16 protein-coding genes are annotated in these 19,012 nt (G+C 67.7%); 8 read left to right on the top strand and 8 right to left on the bottom strand.

What is annotated here, in order from left to right:
* Positions 1-18 precede the first annotated feature (18 nt).
* On the top strand, positions 19-1,110 hold the full coding sequence (locus STHE_RS14100) for a cobalamin-independent methionine synthase II family protein (protein ID WP_012873264.1): 1,092 nt from the start codon (positions 19-21) through the stop codon (positions 1,108-1,110).
* A 96-nt stretch (positions 1,111-1,206) separates the two neighbouring features.
* Here STHE_RS14100 and accC read toward each other — a convergent pair whose 3' ends face one another.
* Entirely contained in the window at positions 1,207-2,538 is a 1,332-nt protein-coding gene (gene accC, locus STHE_RS14095; protein WP_041400385.1) for an acetyl-CoA carboxylase biotin carboxylase subunit, read from the bottom strand.
* Positions 2,539-2,949: 411 nt separating this feature from the next.
* Between accC and STHE_RS14090 the strand changes: the two genes are divergently transcribed.
* From STHE_RS14090 to STHE_RS14060, 7 genes are all read left to right on the top strand, one after another.
* On the top strand, positions 2,950-3,828 hold the full coding sequence (locus STHE_RS14090; RefSeq protein ID WP_012873262.1) for an FAD binding domain-containing protein: 879 nt from the start codon (positions 2,950-2,952) through the stop codon (positions 3,826-3,828).
* A 31-nt stretch (positions 3,829-3,859) separates the two neighbouring features.
* On the top strand, positions 3,860-4,327 hold the full coding sequence (locus STHE_RS14085; protein ID WP_012873261.1) for a (2Fe-2S)-binding protein: 468 nt from the start codon (positions 3,860-3,862) through the stop codon (positions 4,325-4,327).
* Between the two features lie 18 nt (positions 4,328-4,345).
* On the top strand, positions 4,346-6,703 hold the full coding sequence (locus STHE_RS14080) for a xanthine dehydrogenase family protein molybdopterin-binding subunit (RefSeq protein WP_012873260.1): 2,358 nt from the start codon (positions 4,346-4,348) through the stop codon (positions 6,701-6,703).
* Between the two features lie 96 nt (positions 6,704-6,799).
* Positions 6,800-7,039 (top strand): acetyl-CoA carboxylase, encoded by a 240-nt coding sequence (locus STHE_RS14075; RefSeq protein ID WP_012873259.1) that lies wholly within the window; start codon positions 6,800-6,802, stop codon positions 7,037-7,039.
* 39 nt (positions 7,040-7,078) lie between these two features.
* Entirely contained in the window at positions 7,079-8,071 is a 993-nt protein-coding gene (locus STHE_RS14070; RefSeq protein ID WP_012873258.1) for a 5-oxoprolinase subunit B family protein, read from the top strand.
* A 175-nt stretch (positions 8,072-8,246) separates the two neighbouring features.
* Positions 8,247-9,221 carry a 5-oxoprolinase subunit C family protein gene (locus tag STHE_RS14065; RefSeq protein ID WP_012873257.1) on the top strand — a complete coding sequence of 325 codons (975 nt, stop codon included), beginning with the start codon at positions 8,247-8,249 and terminating at the stop codon, positions 9,219-9,221.
* A 3-nt stretch (positions 9,222-9,224) separates the two neighbouring features.
* On the top strand, positions 9,225-9,989 hold the full coding sequence (locus tag STHE_RS14060; RefSeq protein ID WP_012873256.1) for a LamB/YcsF family protein: 765 nt from the start codon (positions 9,225-9,227) through the stop codon (positions 9,987-9,989).
* A 443-nt stretch (positions 9,990-10,432) separates the two neighbouring features.
* Here STHE_RS14060 and hpaD read toward each other — a convergent pair whose 3' ends face one another.
* From hpaD to STHE_RS14025, 7 genes are all read right to left on the bottom strand, one after another.
* Positions 10,433-11,446 (bottom strand): 3,4-dihydroxyphenylacetate 2,3-dioxygenase, encoded by a 1,014-nt coding sequence (gene hpaD, locus STHE_RS14055; protein WP_012873255.1) that lies wholly within the window; start codon positions 11,444-11,446, stop codon positions 10,433-10,435.
* Between the two features lie 52 nt (positions 11,447-11,498).
* On the bottom strand, positions 11,499-12,974 hold the full coding sequence (hpaB, locus tag STHE_RS14050) for a 4-hydroxyphenylacetate 3-monooxygenase, oxygenase component (protein WP_012873254.1): 1,476 nt from the start codon (positions 12,972-12,974) through the stop codon (positions 11,499-11,501).
* A 63-nt stretch (positions 12,975-13,037) separates the two neighbouring features.
* Positions 13,038-14,570 carry a 5-carboxymethyl-2-hydroxymuconate semialdehyde dehydrogenase gene (hpaE, locus tag STHE_RS14045; protein ID WP_012873253.1) on the bottom strand — a complete coding sequence of 511 codons (1,533 nt, stop codon included), beginning with the start codon at positions 14,568-14,570 and terminating at the stop codon, positions 13,038-13,040.
* Complete coding sequence (locus tag STHE_RS14040; protein WP_012873252.1) at positions 14,570-15,325, bottom strand: fumarylacetoacetate hydrolase family protein; 756 nt, start codon at positions 15,323-15,325, stop codon at positions 14,570-14,572. The genes hpaE and STHE_RS14040 overlap by 1 nt, the downstream gene beginning before the upstream one ends.
* Complete coding sequence (gene dapA, locus STHE_RS14035) at positions 15,325-16,254, bottom strand: 4-hydroxy-tetrahydrodipicolinate synthase (RefSeq protein WP_012873251.1); 930 nt, start codon at positions 16,252-16,254, stop codon at positions 15,325-15,327. Before dapA ends, STHE_RS14040 begins: the two co-directional genes overlap by 1 nt.
* 43 nt (positions 16,255-16,297) lie before the next feature.
* Complete coding sequence (locus STHE_RS14030) at positions 16,298-17,089, bottom strand: ABC transporter ATP-binding protein (RefSeq protein WP_012873250.1); 792 nt, start codon at positions 17,087-17,089, stop codon at positions 16,298-16,300.
* The gene (locus STHE_RS14025) at positions 17,086-19,008 is read right to left on the bottom strand and encodes a branched-chain amino acid ABC transporter ATP-binding protein/permease (RefSeq protein WP_012873249.1); all 1,923 of its coding nucleotides are present in this window, start codon (positions 19,006-19,008) and stop codon (positions 17,086-17,088) included. The genes STHE_RS14030 and STHE_RS14025 overlap by 4 nt, the downstream gene beginning before the upstream one ends.
* Positions 19,009-19,012: the final 4 nt, after the last annotated feature.

Below are 19,012 nucleotides of genomic sequence, written 5' to 3'. Positions count from 1 at the left end.
CTACCAGGGAGGTCGGTGATGCGGTCGTGGCGGAGTGACGTGGTCGGGAGCCTGCTCCGGCCGGAATATCTAAAGGAAGCCCGGCGCCGGCATGAGGCTGGCGAGTTGAGCCCGGCGGAGTTCAAGCGGATCGAGGACCGGGCGGTCGATGGCGCGATCGCCCTGCAGGAGGGGGTCGGGCTGGACGTCATCACCGACGGCGAGTTCCGGCGCTATGCCTTCTACGGGCACCTGGTCGACTCGGTCGAGGGGTTCGACAAGTTCGGCGGCTGGGCGATGCCGTTCCGCGACGATGAGGGCCGCGAGCACGTGGTGCGGCGCCCGGTCGTGGTGGACCGGCTGAAGCGTCGCCGGCCGATGGCGGCCGAGGAGTTCATCTACCTTCGCGGCCGGACCGACCGGCAGGCGAAGGTGACGCTCATCAGCGCGCAGCAGGCAGCCGCGTACTACGACCCGGAGAAGTCGAAGGGGGCCTACCCGACCATCGACGCCTATCTCGCGGATGTGGTGGACATTCTGCGGCAAGAGGTAGCGGAGCTGGTGCGGCTGGGCTGCACCTACATCCAGGTGGATGCGCCGCAGTATGCGGCGCTGATCGACCCGGAGATCCGCGAGGGGTACCGGCAGCGGGGCAACGACCCGGACCGGCTGCTGGACCAGTGTATCGAGCTGGACAACGCGGTGATCGGGGATCACCCCGGGGTGGTGTTCGGGCTGCACCTCTGCCGCGGCAACAACCAGAGCCGGTACTACGCCAGCGGCGGTTACGAGCCGGTGGCGCGAGTGTTCGAGCGGACCCGCTTCCATCGCTTCCTGCTGGAGTACGACGATGCGCGCTCGGGCAGCTTCGAGCCGCTCCAGCACGTGCCGGAGGACCGCGTGGTGGTGCTGGGGCTGGTGACGAGCAAAAAGCCGGAGCTGGAGTCGAAGGACCTGCTGAAGCGGCGCATCGAGGAGGCGTCGCGCTACGTGCCCATGGAGCGGCTGGCGCTGAGCACGCAGTGCGGCTTTGCCTCGACCGAAGAGGGGAACCTGGTCACGCCGATGGACCAGGAGGCGAAGCTGCGGCTAGTGGCCGAGACGGCACGCGAGATGTGGGGCGACTCCTGATCGGGGAATGGCCCTCACCCCCGGCCCCTCTCCCAACGTTGGGAGAGGGGCGTTTCTTTGCTGGGGGCGAGTGTGATGCCTTCGGGCGTCGCCGCGCTAGGCCAGCAGGCGCTCGAGCCAGCCGGCGTTGTAGTCGCCGGCGATGACGTCCGGTTCTTCGAGCAGGCGGCGGTGGAGCGGAATGGTCGTCTGGATGCCCTCAATCTCGAACTCGCGCAGGGCCCGGCGCCCGCGCTGGATCGCCTCGTCCCGGTCGGCACCCCAGGTGATCAGCTTGGCGACCAGCGAGTCGTAGTAGGGTGGCACGTCGTAGCCGGGGTAGATGGCGCTGTCCAGCCGGACACCCGGGCCGCCGGGCAGCCCCAGCGCCGTGATCGTGCCCGGAGACGGGAAGAAATTGAGGTCGGGGTCCTCGGCGTTGATGCGGAACTCCATGGCCCAGCCGGAGACGCGCACGTCCTTCTGCCGGAACCAGAGCGGCTCCCCGGCGGCGATACGGAGCTGGGCCTTGACGAGGTCGATCCCGGTGATCACCTCGGTGATCGGGTGCTCCACCTGGATGCGCGTGTTGGCCTCGATGAAGTAGAAGCCGTTCTGATCGACCAGGAACTCGAAGGTGCCGGCGTTGGTGTAGCCGACGGCCTGGGCCAGCCGCACCGCGGCGGTGGTCATCTGCTCGCGGGTGTCCTGGTCGAGGGCCGGCGACGGCGCTTCTTCCAGCACCTTCTGGCGGCGCCGCTGCAGGGAGCACTCGCGCTCGAAGAGGTGGACGACGGTGCCGTGGTGGTCGGCGAGGACCTGGACCTCGATGTGGCGCGGGTGGATCAGGCGGCGCTCCAGATAGATCGCATCGTTGCCGAAGGCGGCGCGGGCCTCGCGCTGGGCGGCCTCCAGGGCCTCCGGGAAGTCCTCCGGGCGGTCGACGATGCGGATACCCTGCCCACCGCCGCCGGCCGCGGCCTTGATCATCACCGGGTAGCCGAGACGCGCTGCCTCGTCCGCGGCGTGCTCGGGGTCCACCACCCCGTCGCTGCCCGGCACGACCGGGACGCCGGCGTCGATGGCGATTTGGCGTGCGGCGGCCTTGTCGCCCAGTCGCCGGATGGCCTCGGCGGAGGGGCCGACGAAGGTGATTCCTGCCTCGGCGCACGCGGCGGCGAAGTCTGCATTCTCAGCCAGGAAGCCGTAGCCGGGGTGGATGGCGTCGGCGCCGGTCTGACGCGCGGCGTCCAGGATCGCCTCGGCGTTGAGGTAGCTCCGCGGGGCCGGAGCGGGGCCGATGTGGACGGCCTCGTCGGCGTAGCGCACGTGCAGCGCGTCGGCATCGGCGTCGGAGTACACCGCGACGCTGGGGAGACCGAGCTCGCGGCAGGCGCGGATGACCCGCACCGCGATCTCTCCACGATTGGCCACTAGTACCTTTCGCATGACGTCTCGCTTCCTCGCATCGTACACCACGGGGCGGCGCTGAGCGGCCCACGGGCTCAGCGCGGGATGCATCTTATCAACTCCCGGTGCCGTGTGGTGGCGCGACCCGGCCAATTCCGGCACGAAACCGCAGGCCAATGTACTTGACAGAGTCCGCCATTGACCCTACTGTACGCATATCTTGACGACGCTAGCGTGCTTCACCGATCATCCGGCGCTACCCACGGTCTCAGAGCCACTACGGGGTGGCGCCACTTGCTAAGTGGGACGGCCCTTCGAACCACGGAAGGGTTCATAGAAGTCAATCCTCATCGAGTACGCCTGGCCGCCCGGGCCGGGCATGGGACCCCGCGGCGGTGTCCGCGCGGGGAGGGGATGGCCGGCATAGTACCGGCGGAGGGAGGTTTACCGGTGAAACCACCCAGTTTTGAGTACTTCGTGCCCACCACGCTCGATGAGGCGGTGGCGCTTCTGGCGCAGCACGGGGGCGAGGCGAAGGTGCTCGCCGGGGGCCAGAGCCTCGTGCCGATGATGAACCTGCGCCTCGCGCGGCCCGCCGCTCTGGTGGACCTGAACCGGATCACGGAGCTGGACTACGTGCGGGCCGAGAACGGCCACGTGACGATCGGCGCGCTCGCGCGCCAGCGTGCGGTCGAACGGTCGTCCGACGTGGCCGAACGCCAGCCGCTGATCGGCGCGGCGATCCGGCTGATCGGGCACCCCGCAGTGCGGAATCGGGGCACGGTGGTCGGGTCGCTGGCGCACGCCGACCCGGCGGCCGAGTTGCCGGCGGTCGCGGTCGCGCTGGACGCGGAGATGGTCGTCACCGGGTCGAGCGGGGAGCGGGTCGTCGCGGCCGATGACTTCTTCGTCTCCTACCTGACGGTCGATCTGTCGCCCGATGAGGTGCTGAAGGAGGTGCGCTTCCCCTCGTTGTCGCCGCGCACTGGGTGGTCGATCGTGGAGGTCGCCCGGCGCTTCGGTGACTTTGCGCTGGCAGGCGCGGTGGCGACGCTGACGCTCGATGACCAGGGCGCCGCGAGTGACGCGCGGGTCGCGCTGTTCGGCGTGGCCGATCGGCCGGTCCGGGTGCCGGAGGCCGAGCAGGTGCTGCGCGGCGAGCGACCGGACGACGACCGGATCGCAGCGGCGTCCGAGGCCGCGCGTGCGGCGCTGGTCGATCCGCCGTCCGACGTGCATGCCTCTGCGGCGTACCGGCGCCATGTTGCCGGGGTGCTCGTGGGACGGGCCCTGCGCGAGGCGCGCGAGCGCGCGCAGGCGAGCGGTTAGTGGGCAACGAGACGAGAAGGGGGCCACTGCCATGAAGCGCGCGATCGCGCTGACCATCAACGGGGTTCGCGTGGAGGCCGAGGTCGAGCCCCGAAAAACACTGGCCGATTTCATCCGCGAGGATGCCGAACTGACCGGCACCAAGCTGGGCTGTGAGCACGGCGTGTGTGGCGCCTGCACCGTCCTGCTCAACGGCGAGGCTGTGCGCTCCTGCCTGATCTTCGCTGTCCAGGCGGACGGCGCCGAGATCATGACGGTCGAGGGCCTGGCGCAGAACGGGCAATTCCACAAGCTGCAGCAGGCATTCTGGGAGAACCACGCGCTGCAGTGCGGGTTCTGCACGCCGGGCTTCCTGATGTCCTCCTACGCGCTCCTCCAGGAGAACCCGAACCCGACCGAGGACGAGATCCGCGAGGGGCTCTCCGGCAACATCTGCCGTTGCACCGGCTATCAGGGGATCGTGGCGGCGGTCAAGTCGGTCGCCGGCTCGGCGGAGTAGGACGGGAGGCTGTCGACGATGGTACAGATAGCGACCCCGCGAGGGAAATGGATCGGCGCCCGCGTCAAGCGGGTGGAAGACCCCCGCTTCCTCACCGGCGACGCGCGCTATGTCGCCGACCTCACGCTGCCCCGGATGGTCCACGCCGCCTTCGTCCGCTCGCCGTACGGCCACGCCCGCATCAAGGGGATCGACGCGAGCGCGGCGCTTGCGGCGCCGGGTGTGATCGCGGTGATCACGCACGCCGACGTGGCCTCGGTCCCGCCGCTGCAGGACCCGATCGCCCTGGACGGCCTGAAGAAGACCCCGCAGACGATCCTGGCGAGCGACAAGGTGCGCTTCGTCGGGGAGCCGGTCGCGGTGGTGATTGCCGAGGACCGCTACCTGGCGGAGGACGCGGCCGAGCTGGTGCAGGTCGACTACGAGCCGCTGCCGGCCGTGACCGACGCCGAGGCCGCCATGGCGGAGGGTGCGCCGCTCCTCTTCGAGGACCTGGGCAGCAACGTCGTCTACGACCAGACCTACCGCTTTGGGGACCCGGACAGCGCCTTCCAGCAGGCCGACCGGGTCTTCAAGAAGCGGCTGCACACCAACCGCTTCATGGCGTCACCGATGGAGACGCGCGGCTGCATCGGGCAGTACGACCGCGGGCTCGGGGAACTGACCTTCTGGTCCTCATCCCAGATGCCGCACATGCTGCGCCTCTCGCTCGCCGGCTTCCTCGGCATCCCAGAGCAGAAGATCCGGGTCATCACGCCGGAGGTCGGCGGCGGCTTCGGCCAGAAGATGACCATGTACCCGGAGGAAGTCGTCGTCGCCTTCCTGGCGCGGCACCTCCAGCGCCCGGTGAAGTGGATCGAAGACCGGCGCGAGAACCTGATGTCCGCCACGCACGGCAAGGAGCAGATCATCGAGCTGGAGGCCGCGGTCAAGAACGACGGCACGCTGCTCGGCCTCCGCGCGACCTGCATCGGCGACGGCGGCGGCTACTCGTTCAACACCGCCAGCGCGCTGGTTGAGCCGCAGGCGTCGGCGCTCATGATGCCCGGGCTCTATCGCGTGGCGCACTACGAGGGGCGCGTGGTGGCGGTCGTGACCAATAAGACCCCGGTCGGTGCCTTCCGGGCCGTCGGCTGGACCGCCGGCCACACCGCTCGCGAGCTGTTCTTCAACGAGATCGCCCGCGAGCTGGGCATGGACCCGGTCGAGTTCCGCCGCAAGAATATGATCCATGAGGATGAACTCCCCTACACGACCTGCACCGGTCAGGTCTACGATAGCGGGAGTTACGTCAAGTCTCTGGACATGGCGCTGCAAGCCGTTGGCTACGACGAGCTGCGAGCGCGGCAGGAGGAGCTGCGCGCGCAGGGGCGCTACCTGGGCATCGGCATCAGCCCGTACGTGGAGCCGACGGCCTGGGGCTCGGAGATCGCCCTGCAGGTCGGCTTCCCCTTCCCGTCTCACGACAACGCCCGGGTCAGCATCGAGCCCAGCGGCAAGGTGACGGTGGCGGTGACGACGCACAGCCACGGGCAGGGGCACGAGACGACGCTGGCGCAGGTCGCTGCCGACATCCTCGGGGTTGACCTGGCCGATGTCACCGTGGTCTTCGGCGATACGGCCTCGACCCCCTGGGGTATGGGGACCTATGCCTCGCGCAGCGCCGTCATCGGCGGCGGCGCGGTCACACTGGCCGCGCAGGAGGTGCGCGAGAAGATCCTGAAGATCGCGGGCCGGATGCTCGAAGCCGACCCGGCGGATCTGGTACTCGCTGACGGCAAGGTGTCGGTGCAGGGGGCGCCCGACCGCTCGGTCACCCTGGCCGAGGTCGCGGTGTCGTCCTACTTCGTCAACAGCGTCCGGGCCGAGGGTGAGGATCCCACCCTGACCGCCACGCGCTTCTACGATCCCAAGGCGACCTACTCCAACGGTTGTATCGTCGTCGTGGCCGAGGTCGATCCCGAGACGGGGCAGGTGCGCCTCGATCGGGTCGTGTCGGTCGAGGACTGCGGTACGATCCTCAACCCGATGATCGTCGACGGGCAGATCCACGGTGCGGTGGCGCAGGGGATCGGTGGCACGCTCTACGAGCACCTGGTCTACGACGACCAGGGTCAACTGCTGACCGGCACCTTCATGGACTACCTGCTGCCGACCGCGACCGAGGTTCCGCCGATCCAGGTCGAGCACCTGGAGACGCCCTCGCCGGTGACGGTGCAGGGCATCAAGGGTATGGGCGAAGGCGGCCTGATGGCCTCCCCGGCTGCGGTGGCCGGGGCGGTGATCGACGCGCTGACCCCGTTCAACCCGAAGGTCGAGGAGTTGCCGCTTTCGCCCGAGCGCATCCTGCGGGCGATTGGTACGATCACCGATTGAGAGGCGAATCGGACCCCGCTCCTACGAGCGGCCGATCGTATCGCTGGCCGGCGGGTCCACCCGCCGGCCAGCACCAGAACAGGAAGGGAGACCTGCGTGGCGCAAGAGCGCACCATCAAGTCCCCCCTGCCGGGGGTCTTCTACCGGCGGCCGAACCCGGAGTCGTATGTAAAGGAAGGCGACCGCATCGAGGCCGGGACGACGATTGGGCTCGTGGGCGTGATGAAGTCCTTCCACGAGATCAAGGCGGAGAGCGGCGGCGTCGTGCTCCGATTCCTCGTGGAGAACGAGGAGCCGATCCGCGTCGGCCAGGACCTGCTGGTGCTGGGCGACTAGGCAGGCACGCACGACCGGTGAAGCCGGAAGGAGGGAGCCGTGGCTCAGCATGACGGCCAGACCAGCGGTGTGATCCTGGCAAGTGTCCCGGCCAAGGAAGGACGGCCGAAGATCGTCTATCGCCAGGCCGGTGACCGCTTCATGCTCGTCGAGTTCGGCGACATGGAGTTCGACCTGACGATGAGCTTCCGCGTCCTGGGGCTGAACCAGGCGCTCAAGGACCACGGGCTCGACGGGCTGATCGAGACGGTGCCTGCGATCCGCAGCATCCTGATCCACTACGACAGCACGCGGCTGAAGCCGGATCGCCTGATCCAGGCGGTCGAGGACCTCTACGAGCAACTCCCGCCGTTCGAGACGCTGACGATTCCGAGCCGTCGCATCTCGCTGCCGATCGCCTTCAACGACCGGTGGACGCGTGCCGACATTGCCCGCTACGTCGAGCACATCCGCAAGGACGCCCCCAACATCATCAACGGCAACAACCTGGAGTACGGGGCGATGTACAACGGGCTGCGCGATGCCGAGGAGCTGATGGAGTACGTGATGGCCACCGAGTGGTGGAGCGCGGCCATCGGCTTCTTCCCGGGCCTGCCGTTCCTCTACCCGCTTGACCGGCGCTACGCCATCGTGTTGCCCAAGTACAACCCGACGCGGCCATGGACCCCGGAAGGTGCCGTCGGCATCGCGGGGCCGTGCCTGGCGATCTACCCGGTGGCGTCGGCCGGCGGCTACCAGCTCTTCGGGCGCACGATCCCGATCTACGACCCGAAGCAGCGCAACGCCGCCTTCGCCGAGAACCCGATCCTGCTGCGTCCGGGCGACCGGGTCACCTTCGGCCCGCGCGTCACCGACGAGGAACTAATCGAGATCCGCGAAGCGGTGTACAACGGGACGTACGAGTACCAGATCGACCACGACGCGACCTTCGATGTCGGGGAGTACCTGCGCTTCCTCGAAGAGACGCGCGAGGAGGCCGAAGCCTTCCGCCGCCGCCAGGAGGAAGCCGCGCAGCGGACGCCGGTGCCGTAGAGGGGTGCGTCATACGTCATGCGTCATACGTCAGGAGCGAAGCCTGCTCCGTCTTCACTGTTCCCCGCTGGATCGCCCGCTGGGTCTGAGACGGAACACGCAACACGGAACACGGGGAACGCATGACGCATGACGAAGCACGCATGACGCAGTACGCATCACGGAGGTGGAGCCCATGCTCGAGGTCAAGAGCGGTGGGATTGAAACAACGGTGCAGGACTACCCCGGCCGGGTCGGGCTGCTCGATCAGGGCATCTTCCCAGCCGGGCCGATGGACGATCTTGCCTTCCGGATGGCTAACCTGCTGGTCGGCAACGATCCGGGCGCAGCCGGCCTGGAGGTGACCGCCGGGGGCGCGGAGTTCGCCTTCACCGACGACCGGGTCGTGGCGGTCTGCGGCGCCGACATGCAGCCGCGGATCAATGGAGAGCCGATCGAGCTCTGGCGCTCCTACGGGGTGAAGGCGGGTGACACGCTGACGCTCGGCTGGCTGAACGGCCCGGGGTTCCGCTCCTACGTGGCGGTGAGCGGCGGGATCGACGTGCCGGTCGTGCTCGGCAGCCGCGCCACCTACGCGCCGGGCGAGATCGGCGGCCACGAGGGGCGCGCCCTCAAGGAGGGCGATCAGTTGCCGCTGGGGAGCGCCGGGAACGCGACCCCGGGACGGCGGGTCAAGCCTTCTCTGGTCCCGACCTACACGAGCGAGTGGGTCCTCGAAGCGGTGCGTGGGCCGCAGGCGGACCCTGACTACTTCACCACCGAGGACATGGAGTTCTTCTTCAGCCACGCCTGGACGCTGGACCGGAACTCCAACCGCACCGGCTACCGGCTGGACATCCACCGGTGGCAGTGGGCGCGCAAGACCGGCGGCGTCGCGGGTGGCCACCCCTCGAACATCCTCGACAACGGCTATCCGGTCGGCGCGGTGAACGTGGCCGGAGACCAGCCGATCATCCTCACGGTCGACGGCCCGACGTTGGGGGGCTTCGTCTGCTGCGCGGTCGTGGCCATGGGCGCGATGTGGAAGCTGGGACAAATGGTGCCCGGCTGGGACAAGATCCGCTTCAAAGAGGTGAACATCGCCCAGGCTGCCGAACTGGTCCAGCAGATGAATCAACTCATCAGTGAGGAGAGCCTGGAAGGGGTCTGAGCCATGGCGATCCGCATGGACATCAACTCCGACATGGGCGAGAGCTTCGGCCGCTACACCATCGGGAACGACGCCGAGCTCATGACCGTCATCACCTCGGCCAACATCGCGTGCGGCTGGCACGCCGGTGATCCGGCGGTGATGCGGGAGACGGTCGCCCTGGCGGTGCAGCATGGCGTCGGGATCGGCGCCCACGTTGCGCTGCCCGACCTGCTGGGCTTTGGCCGGCGGCGTATGGAGGTCAGCCCGCAAGAGATCTACGACTACACCCTGTACCAGGCGGGTGCGCTGGCGGCCTTTGCCGAGGCAGCCGGCGGACGCCTGCAGCACGTCAAGCCGCACGGTGCCTTCTACGTCATGTGCGCCCAGAACCCGGAGTACGCCGACGCCCTGGCGCGTGCGGTGAAGGCGCTCGGCGATGACGTGATCCTGGTGATGATGGGCGACGTGGCTCCCAAGGCCGCGGCGGCCCACGGCGTGCCCTATATGCCGGAGGGGTATATCGACCTCAACTACAACGCTCAGGGCGGGCTCGTACTGGAGCGGAGCAAGCAGGCCTGGGACCCGGATGAGGTCGCCAACCGCGCGGTGCAGATCGCGACCCAGAAGACCGTGAACACCATCGACGGCACCACGCTGCCGATGGACGTCAAGACGCTCTGCATCCACGGCGACGCGCCGAACTCCGGCGAAGTCGCCCGCCGCGTCCGCGAGCGGCTCGAAGCCGCCGGAGTCGAGATCGTCCCGATGCGGGAGATGCGGGGGTAGCCACCGGCTTCCCCAATGCTCACTCGACCGGCACCAAGTGCCTAGAGCCGGTTGGCGCGGGTTGTGTCTCCGGTGCCAGGTTCGTGCGTGAATACGTATCAGTGTCGGCACGTGCCCGGGGGGTTACCCCCGGGCTCACAACAAGAGCCGGCTGAAGCCGGCTGGGGCACCGTAGGGCTCCGACCCTAGTGATTCGGTGTCCACCGGTCGGCGGGGTGCCCGGAGGTTTAGCCCCGGGCACGTACCTCGGCACGGGGATCCAAACGCCGCTCATCCCGCGTCCCGGACGACGGTACGAAACCGATCCCGGCGCGGCATCATGCCCCCCATACCAAAGCGGCGGCGCCGGCCGCCGCACTCCAAAGTGCTGAGCCCGCTTTAGCGGGCTTTTCTTTGTGAGCCCGGGGGTTTACCCCCGGGCTCAAGCCTCGGTGTTGGAGCCGTCAATGCCCCACATAGCTTGGCCGGTCGGCCATCGCCGGTGCCTGGATCGGCATGTAGCCGTCGCCGTCGAAGGTGGCAACGTGGGAGGCGTCGTTGAACCAGCTCGGGGGCGCGGGGTGGCCCCAGTAGGTCTGGCGCTTGGGATCGTTCAAACGCCAGCGGATCGGCTCGAAGTCCGGGTCGGCAATCAGGTAGTCGCAGGTGTAGAGCTCCACCCGGTTGCCGTCCGGGTCGCGCAGGTAGAGGAACATCGCGTTTGAGATGCCGTGGCGGCCGGGGCCGCGCTCGATGGACGCCTCGTACCCCGCGGCGGACAGGATGTCGGCAGCGCGCAGCACGTTGCTCGATTCGGGCAGCCAGAACCCGACATGGTGCAGGCGCGGGCCAGGGCCGGTCATGAGCGCGACGTCGTGGACGTTCTGCTTGCGGTGGAGCCAGACGGCCCAGAGCCGCGGCGGGGTGTCCTCCGTCTCGGTGTACTCCGAACAGTAGAAGCCGAGCGTGTCACGGTACCAGGAGGTGCCGGCGTCGACGTCGGGCACCTGGAGGTTGACGTGATCGACCCGCATCACGTGCGGTCCCCGGTACTCGTGGAACCGCTGAAGCATCCGCGGGACGCGCTCGACCGCGTGGTAGAACTCGACCGGGAAGCCGAGCGGATCCTGGATGCGCAGGGCGCGCCCCTGGCCCCGCTCCTCGCCGGGCTCGACCCAGCGTGTCGGCAGCCCCCGCTCCGTCGCGAGCCGGTGCAGGGCGTCCAGGTCGCGCTCGCTGGCGACGCGGTAGGCGATGTGGCCCAGCCCCGGTGCATCGGCCCGGGTCAGGATCAGGCTGTGGTGCTCCCAGTCCTCCAGGCAGCGGAGATACACGCGGTCATCATCGCGCTCGGTCTCGACGAAGCCGAGGAGGCCGTCGTAGAAGGCGCACGCTCGCTCCAGGTCGGTCACCCGAAGCTCGACGTGCCCCGTCTTCAGGATGGTGAAGTCCGGAGTCGGTGGCATAGACGCTCCCATTGACCCCTCCTCTCAGCACGGCTGCACCGGGTAGCGGCGGGCCTGAGCAGGCTCACTGCCGCGCCGGCTCCTCCTGCTCGACCCGGTCGAGGAACGCTTGCACTCGTTCCTTGTACGGCTCCTTGTTGTAGCTGGTGTACAGGGCACCTGCCATGCGCACCGGGTCGCCGAAGAAGAAGCGCTCGTAGAGCACCTGGCGCGAGCCGAAGGAACTGAGCGCAGCGTCCCATGCCAGGCGGAAGAGCTTCACCCGCTCGTACGCGTCGGAGTTCCGGCCCTGCAGGTAGCGGTCGATCATTGCCCGTGCCGGGCTGCGCATGTCGGCCTCGGTCGGGATCGCCATCAGGCCGCTGGCGCCGAGGATCTGGATGATCTCGATCATGCGCGGGTAGAGGCGCGGGAAGAGGTTGCGGGCGGCGTTGAGCGGACCCCACGCAGGGGTCATCAGGCCCCACTGGTCGACCGCGGCATCGGCCTCGCTGGCACGCAGGAACGCGCGCATCGCCTCCAGGTCGATGATGATCTCCGCCAGCTTCTCCTGTACGTGCTGGAACTGGTCGATACCGATCCGGTCCGCGATCAGGGCGGCGATCCCGAAGATGAACTCGGCCTTGGCGACGTTCTTCACCACCACCTGATGGGCCATGTGGACGACTGCGTTGGTCTCGGCGAAGACACCGTTGGCCAGCTCCACGTCGCCGTAGAGGAAGACTCGCTCCCAGGGCACCAGCACGTCGTCGAAGACGACCACCGCGTCCATCTCCTCGAACCGGGAGCCGAGCGGGTGGTCGAAGTGCGAGCGGCCGATGTCGAACGACTCGCGGCAGATGAACTTCAGCCCGGGCGTGTCGCACGGGATCGCGAAGGCGAAGGTATACGGGCGGTCCTCCTCGGTACCGCGTAGCACCGTCGAGGGGAAGACCTCGATCTCGTCGGCGATCGGCCCGAGCGTGGCCAACATCCGCGCCCCGCGGATGACGAGCCCGGCGTCGGTCTCCTTCACCACGCGGGCGACGATGTAAGGGTCGGCCTGCCTGGCGGAGCCGACAGAGCGGTTGACCTGCGGGGTGATGAGGGTGTGGGTCAGTGCCAGGTCCCGCTCCCGGACCTCCTCGTAGTAGCGCCGGATATGGTCGGCGTTCGCAGGGTTGTTGCGGCCGAAGTACTCGGCGGCCGCCGCCATGGCCATCAATCCCGCGTTGAGGTAGTCGGGTGAGCGGCCCATCATCCCGCCGGAGTAGTCGGCCCAGCGTTTCATCATGATTCGACGCCGGGCGAGATCCTCGCGGGAGCGTGGCTGGAGGAACGACATCCCGACGCGCTCGCCGGTGGTCGGCGAGACGTAGGTCATCTCCTCGCGCAGCTCCGGGTCGTGCTGCATGTCGTAGAGCGCCGCGAGGCTGCGGGTCACGTTCTTGAAGGCGGGATGCTCGGTGATGTCACCGATGACCCGCTCGCCGTGGATCCAGACCTCGCGAGGGCGCTCCCTCAGCCCTTCGAGATACTCCGCACCGGTCCGAGCCCCCATCGTTGTCCCTCCGCTGCGCTAGGTGCATACGCACGCCGTCGTGCTCGATAGATCTCTCTCCGCTCAGGACGTCGCCCCGAACTTCGGGATGCGATGCTGCCCGAGCGCCACGTGGATCGTCTTCGTCTCGGTGTAGAACTCGAAGGAGTAGCGGCCGCCCTCGCGGCCGATGCCGCTCTCCTTCATGCCGCCGAACGGCGTCCGCAGATCGCGGACGTTCTGGGAGTTAACCCAGACCATCCCGGACTCGATCTCGGGCGCGAGCCGCGTGGCGCGGCTGACTTCCGACGTCCAGAGGTAGGCGGCCAGGCCGTAGCGGACATCGTTCGCCATGCGCAGGACCTCGGCCTCGTCCTCGAACGGGATCACGGTGAGGACCGGGCCGAAGATCTCCTCCTGGGCCACGCGCATCTCGTTGCGCACGTCGACGATCACCGTCGGCTCCAGGTAGTTGCCGTCCGCCAGTTCGGGTCGGTCCGGTCGCCGGCCGCCAACGGCGATGGTGGCGCCTTCCTCCCGGGCGATGTCGAGATAGCCCATGACCCGCTCCAGGTGCCGCCGGTGGATCAGTGGGCCGACCTCGGTCGCCGGGTCGAGCGGATCGCCGACGCGAATCCGGCGCACGCGCTCGATCAGGCGGCTCACGAAGTCGTCGTAGATCGGGCGCTCCAGGAAGAGGCGGGTGCCGGCGGTGCAGCGCTCGCCGTTGAGGGAGAAGACGCCGAAGATAGCGGCGTCGAGCGCGCGGTCCAGGTCGGCGTCGGCGAAGACGATGACGGGTGACTTCCCACCCAGCTCCATCGAGAAGCGCTTCAGCGTCTCGGCGCCGGTGCGCATCAACTGCTTGCCGGTTGTCGTCTCGCCGGTGAAGGAGACCAGGTTAACCTCCGGGTGGGCGACGAGCGCGGTGCCGACCGTCTCGCCGGAGCCGTAGACGAGGTTGAAGGTGCCGGGCGGCAGATCCGCCTCCTCGATGGCCTTCGCCAGCAGGTAGGCCGAGATCGGCGACCAGCTTGCGGGCTTGAGGATGCAGGTGTTGCCGGCCGCGAGCGCCGGGGCGACCTTCCACGTCTCCAGCATGAAGGGCGTATTCCAGGGTGTGATCAGCACGGCGACCCCTACCGGCTTGTGGACGGTGTAGTTGAGGAAGGTGCCCTCGACCGGGAAGGTCTCGCCAGTGATCTGCGTCGCCATCTCGGCGAAGAAGTCGAAGTTGTCGGCGGCGCGCAGCACCTGCCCGGCCCGGATCTGGGTGATCGGGATGCCGGTGTCGCTCGTCTCGAGCACCGAGATTTCATCGGCCCGCTTGCGGATCTGCTCCGCGATCCGGCGCAGGGCCCGGGCGCGGTCGGCGGCGGGCATCCGTGACCAGGCGCCGCTCTCGAACGCCTCGCGGGCGGCAATAACGGCCTGCTGCGCTCCGGCGCGCCCGGCGGAGTGGACCGTCGCGATCGGCTGGTTCGTCGCCGGGTTGATGGACATGAAGGTCTCGCCGATCGGGCCGGGAGTCCATTCCCCGCCGATGTAGTTCTGGAGCGGCGGCAGGTCATCGAGCAGCCGCTTGCTCAAGGCCGCGTAGTCGGTCGTTGTGGTCATCAGACCGTCCCCTCGGCGTGCTCAGCGACGATCGGGTTCTCCAGGGCGCCGATCCCCACGACCTCGACGCGCAGGGTATCGCCCGGCTGGACGAAGGAGATCCCCTCCGGTGTTCCGGTCAGGATCACGTCGTCCGGCTCCAGCGTCATGAAGGCGCTGATGTACTCGATGATCGGGCCGACCTTGTGGATCAGGTTGGAGGTGTGGCCCTCCTGGCGCAGCTCGCCGTTGACGTAGGCGCGCAGCGTTAGGTTGTCCGGGTCGATGTCCTCGTCCTCGACCACCCAGGGGCCGAGCGGACCGAAAGTGTCGAAGCCTTTGGCCTTGACCGGCGGGCGGAAGTAGTTGGTGATGAAGTCGCGCGCGGTCACGTCGTTGGCCACGGTGTAGCCACGAATGACGTCACGCGCCTGCTCCGCCTTCACGTTGCGGCAGCGCCGCCCGATGACGACGCCCAACTCGACCTCGTAGTGGAGCTGCGTCACCCCGGTGGGATAGACGATCGGCGCGCGGTGGCCGATGAGCGAGGTGAGCGGCTTGAAGAAGAGGACCGGGTCCTTGGGCGTCTCCAGCCCCAGTTCCTTGGCGTGTTCAGCGTAGTTGAGCACCAAGCCGACCACCTTGGTCGGCGTCACCGGCGGCAGCCAGACGACCGCATCCTGGTGGTAGGCGCGACCGGACTCGTCGATCAGCCGGTCCTCGTCGGCGTACCCGGTGTGCAGACGTCCATCCGCGATGAAACGCACGTACCGCATCAGGCCGCTCCGTTCTCGCCACCGGCCACGGGGGCCGAGCTTGGGATCAGGCCGTAGCGCTCTGCCACGGCGCGCAGCTTCCGCTGGTTCTCCTCGGAGGGGAGCACGAGAGGGAGGCGCAGCTCAGGCTGGATCTTGCCCATCAGGCCCAGCACGTACTTCACGGGGCCCGGGTTCGTCTCCCAGAAGAGCGCCTCGTTCATCTCGTACATCTCATAGTGGAGGTCCCGTGCCTCATCGTACTTGCCGGCGGTGACGAGATTGTACAGCCGTGCCGACTGCTCCGGAAGCACGTTGCCGGTGGCGCTTATGTAACCGGCGCCGCCGAGTGCGAGTAGCGGGAAGCAGAGCACCTCGATGCCGGAGTAGACCCGGAAGTCCCGCCCGCACAGATGCATCAGTTTGGTGACCTGCTCGAAGTCCTTGTTGGCTTCCTTGACGCCGATCACGTTGGAGCGCGCCCGCACCACGCGAGCGACGGTCTCCGGTTCCATGTTCACCGCGGTGCGGCCGGGGATGTTGTAGATGATGATCGGCAGCGAGGTGCGCTCGGCCACGCCGACGAAGTGTTGATACAACCCCTCCTGGCTCGGACGGTTGTAGTACGGGACCATGACCAGCACGGCATCGACTCCGACCTTCTCGGCGAAGGTGGTCAGACGCACCGTCTCGTCGAAGTTGTTCGTGCCCGTCCCGGCCACGACCGGGACCCGGCCTCGCACCGCCGACACGGCGGTCTCGATGACGTACTTGCGCTCCTCCTCCGTGAGCGCGGACGGCTCACCGGTCGAGCCGGTCACGGAGATGCCGTGGCTGCCGCTCTCGATCTGCCACTCGATCAGATCTCGGAACGCAGCCTCATCGAACTGGCCGTCCTTGAACGGCGTCACCAGCGGCACAATCGATCCGCGTAAGTCATGTCTGGCCATTTGGGCTTCACCTTTCGTTCCACTCGGTTCCGTTATTTCCTGATCACATCTCGGGTTGCTCCGGATCCGGAGCAACGCCTTCCAGCTCGCGTCCGCTCTCGGGAAGTGCACCGAGATAGACTTGCTGTACCAAGCGGCTGGCCATCAGTTCCTCTGCCGTGCCGCTGAGAACGATTCGCCCGTTGATCAGGACATAGCCGCGATCGACGACCCGGAGCGCCTGGCGGGCGTTCTGCTCGACCAGCAGAACCGCGATGCCCTGACCCCGAAGCTGGGCGATCGTGTCGAAGATCTGCCGTGTGATGAGCGGGGCGAGGCCTAGCGAGGGCTCATCGAGCAGAAGCACCCGAGCGGAGCTCATCAGGCCGCGACCAATGGCAAGCATTTGCTGCTCGCCACCGGACAAGGTTCCCGCACGCTGCCGGCGACGTTCCCGGAGGATCGGGAAGAGCTCCAGGACCCGCTCGAAGTCGCGCTCGACTGCCTCCGGCTCATGCCGGTATCGGGTGTAGGCGCCGAGGCGGAGGTTCTCCTCGACGGTGAGATCGGCGAAGAGCTGACGGCGCTCCGGAACGTGGACCAGCCCGCGCCGCACGAGCGCTTCGGTCGACTGGCCGGTGACGTCGGAGCCGTCCAGGGACACGCGCCCACGGCGGAGCGGCACTAGCCCACTGATGGCCCGCAGCAGCGTTGTCTTGCCGGCACCGTTGGGGCCGATCACCGTCACGATCTCGCGAGCACCGACGTGCAGGCTGACCCCGTGCAGCGCGACGATCCCGCCGTATCCAGCCTCGATATCCTGTGCTTCCAGCGCGCAGAGCGTGTCCCCGCTCATGCTCCGATTCCCTTCAATCCGGGATTGGTCTGCTGGATCTGTCCATCGTCCAGGGTATCACCAAGATAGGCAGCGATGACGGCAGGGTCGCGCTGAATGGTGGCGGGCGGTCCTTCCGCGATCTTCTCGCCGTAGTTGAGCACTGCGATTTCGTCGGCAAGATTCATGACGAACTCCATGTCGTGTTCGACGAGCATGATCGCGATCCCGAGCTCTCTGAGCGTACGGATCAGTCGAGCCAGCTCGGCGCGTTCGCTCGGGTTGAGACCCGAGGCTGGTTCGTCGAGCAGGAGCAGGCGTGGCCGCTGCGCCATCGCGCGCGCGAGCTCCAGTGCGCGCTGTTGGCCGAGCGGTAGGTCTCCGGCGAGGGTACTCGCGTGATCGGCCAGACCAACGAACCGGAGCAGGTCGGATGCCTGTTCTTCGAGTTCGCGTTCGACGGCACGGACGCGCGGGAGGCGGATCATCGATGCGAGCACGCCAGGCCCCTGCTCGGCCTCCAGCGCCACGAGCACGTTTTCTAGGCAGGTCATCCGTGGGAAGACTTCGACGTTCTGGAAGGTGCGCGCAACCCCGAGCCGTGCGATGGGTGCTGGTCGAGTACCACCGATCTGGTGCCCGGCGAACTCGACGGTGCCGCTGGTGGGCGCCAGGAGTCCGGAGATCACGTTGAACAGCGTGGTCTTGCCGGCGCCGTTCGGGCCGATGACTGCCAGCAAACGGTTCGACGGCACTGTCAGGTCAAGCTGTCTGAGTGCAACCAGTCCCCCGAAGCGGCAGGTCAGCCCGGCGACGCGCAGCAGCGGCTCGCCGGCCACCCCGGAAGGGCTCCCCTCCATCGACTGAGTGAGCCAGTCCGGGATCGTCTCTGCGACTCTTGGTAGAGCCGGCGACTCGGTGCCAGCCGAATTGCTCCGGCCGCGCATCTGGGTCGTGATCCAGTGATAGGCACGCGTGATCCCGCCGGCCAGCCCGCTCGGCCAGAAGATGAGCATGACGACCAGCAGGGCGCCAAACAGCACCAGTTGCACCTCGCCGGTAGCGCCGGGTACGGCCGACCGCAGCGCTTCGGTCAGCACGGTCAACACAGCGGCACCCAGCAGACCTCCCCAGATGCTGGTCAGTCCACCGACAACCGCCATTGTGAGGAGTTCGACGGAGTAGAGGAAGTCGAAGGGTGCCGGGTTCACGAACCGGATCAGGTGAACGTAGAGACCACCGGAGAGGGCGGCAAACACGGCTGCGAGGACGAACATGCGCAGTTTGAGCGATGCGGTCCCGACGCCGAGGCACTCGGCGGTGATCTGGCTGTCGCGGACTGCTCGCGCCTGGCGGCTGATACGGCCGTGGGCCACGTTGCGGGCGACCCAGGTAACGAGGGCGGTGATGACGACTAGGAGGTACGCATTGGCGCGAGGTGTATCGAACGTGATGCCGAGTATGGAGAAGGCGGGAATGCCGCTGAAGCCGGAGGGCCCGCCGGTCAGGCTGTGCCACTCGAGCATGCCTGTGTAGACGATCAACCCGAAAGCAAGGGTGCCGAGCGCGAGGTAGTGACCTTCGAGCTGGAGGAGCGGCAGCCCTACCAGCGCCGCCAGGATCCCGACGAGAAGCATCGCCGCTATCAGTGCCAGCCAGGGAGAGATGTCGTAGCGCGTGGTGAGGATGGCACTGGTGTACGCGCCAATCCCGACGAACGCGGCCTGCCCGAACGAGATCTGGCCGGTATAGCCCGTCAAGAGGACCAGGCCGAGCACGACGATCGCACGGAGCAGGACGAAGTTGAGGATCGTCAGGTGATACGCGCCCAAGACCCCCGTGGCGGCCAGCGCCACGAGGAACGCCAACAGTGCGAGCAGGTCGTTCCGCGCGACCCCGGCGACGTGGAAGGGAGCTTTGGAGTTAGCCGAGGAAACCATGAGC

The organism is Sphaerobacter thermophilus DSM 20745 (assembly GCF_000024985.1).
Lineage (GTDB): Bacteria > Chloroflexota > Chloroflexia > Thermomicrobiales > Thermomicrobiaceae > Sphaerobacter > Sphaerobacter thermophilus.
This window is presented reverse-complemented; position numbering and strand designations above follow the sequence as displayed.

Coding starts and splice junctions, on each gene's coding strand:
- STHE_RS14100 (WP_012873264.1), top strand. CDS start 19: ATGCGGTCGTGGCGGAGTGACGTGGTCGGGAGCCTGCTCCGGCCGGAA.
- accC (WP_041400385.1), bottom strand. CDS start 2,538: ATGCGAAAGGTACTAGTGGCCAATCGTGGAGAGATCGCGGTGCGGGTC.
- STHE_RS14085 (WP_012873261.1), top strand. CDS start 3,860: ATGAAGCGCGCGATCGCGCTGACCATCAACGGGGTTCGCGTGGAGGCC.
- STHE_RS14080 (WP_012873260.1), top strand. CDS start 4,346: ATGGTACAGATAGCGACCCCGCGAGGGAAATGGATCGGCGCCCGCGTC.
- STHE_RS14065 (WP_012873257.1), top strand. CDS start 8,247: ATGCTCGAGGTCAAGAGCGGTGGGATTGAAACAACGGTGCAGGACTAC.
- STHE_RS14060 (WP_012873256.1), top strand. CDS start 9,225: ATGGCGATCCGCATGGACATCAACTCCGACATGGGCGAGAGCTTCGGC.
- hpaD (WP_012873255.1), bottom strand. CDS start 11,446: ATGGGAGCGTCTATGCCACCGACTCCGGACTTCACCATCCTGAAGACG.
- hpaB (WP_012873254.1), bottom strand. CDS start 12,974: ATGGGGGCTCGGACCGGTGCGGAGTATCTCGAAGGGCTGAGGGAGCGC.
- hpaE (WP_012873253.1), bottom strand. CDS start 14,570: ATGACCACAACGACCGACTACGCGGCCTTGAGCAAGCGGCTGCTCGAT.
- STHE_RS14040 (WP_012873252.1), bottom strand. CDS start 15,325: ATGCGGTACGTGCGTTTCATCGCGGATGGACGTCTGCACACCGGGTAC.
- dapA (WP_012873251.1), bottom strand. CDS start 16,254: ATGGCCAGACATGACTTACGCGGATCGATTGTGCCGCTGGTGACGCCG.
- STHE_RS14030 (WP_012873250.1), bottom strand. CDS start 17,089: ATGAGCGGGGACACGCTCTGCGCGCTGGAAGCACAGGATATCGAGGCT.
- STHE_RS14025 (WP_012873249.1), bottom strand. CDS start 19,008: ATGGTTTCCTCGGCTAACTCCAAAGCTCCCTTCCACGTCGCCGGGGTC.